This is a genomic window from Streptomyces sp. CNQ329 (genome assembly GCF_000482585.1).
The window spans coordinates 1-4,893 of sequence record NZ_AXVU01000099.1 but is presented as its reverse complement, the minus strand read 5'-3'; the positions used below and the strand labels follow the sequence as shown (position 1 = coordinate 4,893).

The window sequence follows — 4,893 nt, the reverse complement described above, 5'->3', positions numbered from 1 at the left end:
TCGGTGGGGGATTTGCGCGGTTTCCCGGGACGGCTCACCGTGACTTTGTGCCGACCGCTTCCACTCGCGGCGCGCAGCCTGTCCGCGAGCGGGTGTCTCGTGCGCCGGCATCGGCCCCCGTCCGCCGGGTGCGATCCGCATGGCCTTCGACGGGGTGCCGCTCCCCCCGGGCCACCCATAGCCGCCGGTCTGTCACGGGCCGGAGTCCGGAGTCAAGGGTGGGGCGAAGCCCCATCGCACAGCGACGCCCCTGGAGCGAAGCGGAGGGGGCGCCCTTGACGCCGGACGCAGGCCCGCACACTCAGGAGATGGGTGGCCCGGGGGGTGCCCCCACGGCTCCGGTAACCCCGACGCCCCCTCCCGGACGCCGGGTTCGTGCCGTTACCGCAGGGGCCCGCCCTGCCGGCCTTGATGGTCGGGATCAGCCTGCGGAGCCCTTCCACGGAGTCGGTGACTCAGTCGCCAGACGCCGCCGATCACCTACCCCTGACCCCGACCACCGGACGCCGAACGCCGAGCGCCGACCACCGGACGCCGACCACCGACCACCGAGCGCCGGACGCCGGACGCCGAGAACCGAGCACCGATTGCCGCTCCCCGTCCACCGACCGCCCGACCACCGACCACCGACCACCGCTCCCGGCCCACCTACCACCGCCCACCGCCCACCGGCAAACGGCAAACGGCTCCCGGCCCCGGCGGCATGGGGGCACCGCCGGGGCCGGGTGGGTCAGGGGTCAGGGCACTGAGGTCAGCCGAGGGCGCGGACCGCCTGGTAGTAGACCCAGGCCGTCCCGTTGCACGAGGTCTTGGTGGCGCCCGAGTAGCGGTTGCACACGCGCTTGAGGTCCTCGTAGAAGGCGCTGTCGATCCGGGACTTGTTGGCGCTGAACGTGCCCATTTCCTTGTAGTTGCGGTAGCCGAAGTCGTGGCGCTGACAGGACTTCTGGAACGGGAAGCCGAAGGGGTTGTCCGGGGAACTGCTGCAGTAGTCGGTCGACCAGTTGAAACCGTACGCCGACCAGGCGCCTCGGTTGGCCTCGGCTGCCGCCCAGGCGTTGTAACTCGTCGCGCTGGTCTGCGTGAAGCTGCTGAGCACCTGGGCCTTGTCGGCGGGGGCGGCCTCGGCGGGGGCGACCGTTGCCAGGAGGGCCGCCGCGGTGACGCCGGCGGCGACCAGACCCTTCTTTGCGGTGGGGCGCATGGGACTCCTCGGGTAGGTGCGCCGGGTCGCGGCGCACGGCCTGGGGGGGGTGCCGACTGCCGCGGGCGTGCCGGCAGTCGGCCGTGCCGGCGCTCAGACTATGCGCGTAGATTTCCCGAGGGAAGTCATGCTCCTGTCAGAATCATGAAGTCGGTGTGCGTTCCCCAAACCGCGCAACCGCCCCGCAACCGCCGTGCATTACAACGGGGAGCGGCCGTGTCCCCACCGACGGACGGACGGACGATGAAGCGACGCACCCTGCTCACCGGAGCCCTCGCCGGCGCGGTCGCCGCGCCGGCCGCCGTGACCCTCGGGACGTCGGCCGCGCGCGCCGCGGCGGCGAACTACCCCATCGCGCTGACCGACCAGGCCACCAACAGCTTCCAGGTCTTCGACCGCACCGGCGACTGGTCCGCGGCGTCGACCTGGAGCTTCACCCCGGGCACCACGAACGGCTGGGACGACCCCTTCGAGATCCGCTTCCGCGCGACCACCCGCTACGGCACCATCGCCCTGATGACCGCCGGCCAGCCCGGCAACGGCCGGGCCGGCATCGTCGCGGTCACCGGCAACGGCAACCGCCTGGACCGCGGCGACCTCATCTGGGAGACGTCCGTCGCCAGTTACCCGCACTGCATCGAGCGCATCCCGAACGTCGCCGCCGTCGTCGTCGCCGGCACCCGCGACCGCATCCACGTCTACGGCGGCGCCAACAGCGACCACTCCACGCTCCGCGAGGTCCAGACGATCACCGACATGCCCAAGCCCCACGCCGTGCTCTGGGACGACGTGAACGACCTGCTCTGGGTCACGGGAGGCAAGGTCATCCGCACCTACCGGGTCACCGGCGCCAACTCCACGGCACGGCTGGTGAAGTCCGGTACGGACATCTCCTTCGCCGGCAACGGCCACGACATCCAGCCCGACTACACCGACCCCGGCAAGCTGTGGGTCACCGACAGCGGGCGCGTGTACTCCCTGGACAAGGCCACGCGGAAGGTGACGATCATCTCCGAGGAGAACTACGTCAAGTCGTACGTCCGTTACACCGACGGCGAGGCGATGTGGACCCTGGACCCGACGCCGTCGGACCCGCCGTGGGGCGGCCCGACCGTCTACTTCTCCGGCGGCCAGTCCAAGACCCGCCCGGGCGCGCAGATCTACAAGGCCCGCATCGTCACGACCCGCTTCCACTGACGTCCCCGGGCTCCCCCGGCGGCTCCGGGACCCCGTACCCATCGGGACCCCGTACCGCGCCGGGCCCGCGGACCGCGCGCCGGAACCTCCCGGCGCCGTACGGGCGGCGGCCCGGCACCGCGGGCCCGCCCGCGGCGGGCATCGTCATGACCCGGCTCAGTTCTCCGCCGCGGGCTCCCCGGCCGCGGAGGACTCTGCCGCGCCGCCCTCCGCGCCGTCCCGCCGCCGCAGGTACACCGCCGTGCCCAGCGCCCCGGCCGCAAGTGCCACGATCGCCCACTCCGGCGCCGACCCGACCCGCGTCGCCAGGGTCTCGTCCGTGCGCAGCGGCACCTCGGCCGTCAGCACCTCGCGGCGCCACGGGCCCGTCTCGTCGACCGTCTCGCCGTCCGGCGTGACGATGGCGCTGATGCCCGTCGTGGACGCGACCAGCGTCGAGCGGTCGTGCTCGACCGCCCGCAGCCGGGACATCGCGAGCTGCTGCTCGGGCTCGCCGAGGTTGCCGTCGCGCATGTACGTGGCGTTGTTCGTCGGCACCGCCAGCAGGTTGGCGCCGGTGCGCACCTGGTCGCGGACCTGGCCGTCGTACGCGACCTCGTAGCAGATCGACTCCGCCAGGTGCACGTCCCCGGCGTCCAGGCGCACCGCCTCGTCGCCGGCCTCGAAGTCGCGCGGGATGAGCTGGAGGTCGCCGAAGCCGCCGAGCAGCGAGCGCATCGGGATGTACTCGCCGAAGGGCACGAGCTGCCGCTTCGCGTAGTACGTGCCGGGGCCGCTGCCGGGGAGCCAGAGGAGCCCGGCGTTGCGGATGCGGTCGCCGGGGGCGTCGAGGATGGCGCCGACGACGACGGGGGCGCCGAGGTCGTCCACGACCTGGGAGATCCGGGCGCTGAGGACGGGGTCGTTGCGCGGGTCGCGGTCGGTGGAGTTCTCCGGCCACAGCACCAGGTCGGGCCGCTCCGCCCGGCCCGCGCGCACGTCCGCGGCCAGTTCCTCGGTGGCGGCGATGTGGTTCTCGGCGACCATCTCGACCCGGGCCTGCTCCTCCAGGCTGCGGGCCCGCGGCACGTTGCCCTGCACCACGGCCACCGTCGCCCGCTCGTCGCCCGCGTTCCCGGCGCTCGGCAGCAGCAGCGTCCCGCAGGCCCCCAGCGCGACCGCCGCGGCCAGCGCGAGCGCGGGCACCTTCCACCGCGCGGCCCGCGCGGTGACCAGTGCCGCGAGCGCGCCCGCGGCGAGGGCGACGACGGCGCTGACCAGCGGTGCGCCGCCGGCCGAGGCCCAGCCGAGGGTCGGGGCGTCGGCCTGGCTGAAGGCCAGCCGCCCCCAGGGGAAGCCGCCGAGCGGCACCCGCGAGCGCACCGCCTCGACCGCCACCCACCAGGCCGCCGCCCACACCCACCAGGCCGGCAGCCGCACCAGCGGCGGCACGGCCAGGCACAGCCCGCCGAGCATCAGCGCCTGGATGACGCTGAGCAGCAGCCACGGCAGGATGCCGAGGTTGGACAGCCACCACAGCAGGGGGATGAAGAACGCGACGCCGAAGGCCGTGCCGGTCCAGAACGCGTCCCGCTTGCGGCGGGCGCCGCGCAGCAGCACGAAGAGCGCCGCGGGCGCCACGGCGGCCAGCGGCCACAGCCCGTACGGCGGGAAGGCCAGCGCGAGCAGCACGCCGGCCACCGCGGCCAGCGCCGGTGAGAACCACGTCCGGCGGCTCACGGACTCCAGCCACGGCGCGCGCAGCCGCACGGCGGAGGCCCACGGCACGGCGGCCGGCGGCCCGTCCCCGCCGTGGGCGAGGACGGCTGTCGTACGCGGTGGTGCGGCGGTCACGAAGCCTCCAGGATGCGCTCGTCGTCGGGCGCCGCGGGTGCCGCGGCACCACGCCGGTCGGTCCGGCATCCGCGCGCCGCCCACCCGTATTCTCGCCCCGCCACCCCCGTCGCGCGCCAGTGACGTTCGACTCGGTCGCCGCAGGCTGCCGGGCGGGGGCGGCCGGGGCGCACGCCGGAGCCGCCTCTACGCGCCCGGGCCGCCGGCAACCGCCCGGCAGGCCACCGGGCCGCAGCCCCGCGCGCCGCGCTCCCGGCGCGCGGCGTCCTCGCGGACCGACAGGCCGGGGTCATCGAGCTGCTCTCCCCGGGGAGCCGGGATCCGCGGGGGAGCATGTGCGGCGGGCCGGCCGGAGGGCGACGGCCAGGGGGCGCTCACCGTTCTCTCGTGTACCGCCTGCCGCAGCGGGGTGAGGTTAGGTTAACCTAAGCTCCCGTGAGAGCCGGAGAGAGCACGCCCACCGCCGCGGGAGCCCGCGGGCACGCCCTGTCCGCCGCCGACGTCACCGTGGCGTACGACGGCGTCGACGTCGTCCACGACGCCTCGCTGCGGCTGCGGCCCGGCGAGGTGACCGCCCTCGTCGGGCCCAACGGCAGCGGGAAGTCGACGCTGCTGCGCACCCTCGCGCGGCTGCAGCGGGCCCGGCGCGCGAGTCTCGT

Annotated in this window: 4 protein-coding genes; 2 read left to right on the top strand and 2 right to left on the bottom strand. The window is 74.6% G+C overall.

The window, feature by feature from the left end:
• Positions 1-751: 751 nt before the first annotated feature.
• Positions 752-1,204, bottom strand: coding sequence for a phospholipase (locus I003_RS0128850; RefSeq protein ID WP_027774637.1), 453 nt, complete (start codon positions 1,202-1,204; stop codon positions 752-754).
• A 243-nt stretch (positions 1,205-1,447) separates the two neighbouring features.
• Between I003_RS0128850 and I003_RS0128845 the strand changes: the two genes are divergently transcribed.
• Complete coding sequence (locus I003_RS0128845) at positions 1,448-2,401, top strand: hypothetical protein (protein ID WP_027774636.1); 954 nt, start codon at positions 1,448-1,450, stop codon at positions 2,399-2,401.
• Between the two features lie 156 nt (positions 2,402-2,557).
• Here the strand turns inward: I003_RS0128845 and lnt are convergent, their stop codons facing one another.
• Positions 2,558-4,234, bottom strand: coding sequence for an apolipoprotein N-acyltransferase (gene lnt, locus I003_RS33710; RefSeq protein WP_051368600.1), 1,677 nt, complete (start codon positions 4,232-4,234; stop codon positions 2,558-2,560).
• A gap of 435 nt (positions 4,235-4,669) precedes the next feature.
• Here lnt and I003_RS33705 point away from each other — a divergent pair.
• The coding region (locus I003_RS33705) for an ATP-binding cassette domain-containing protein (protein WP_037722098.1) at positions 4,670-4,893 on the top strand (224 nt) is incomplete at its 3' end.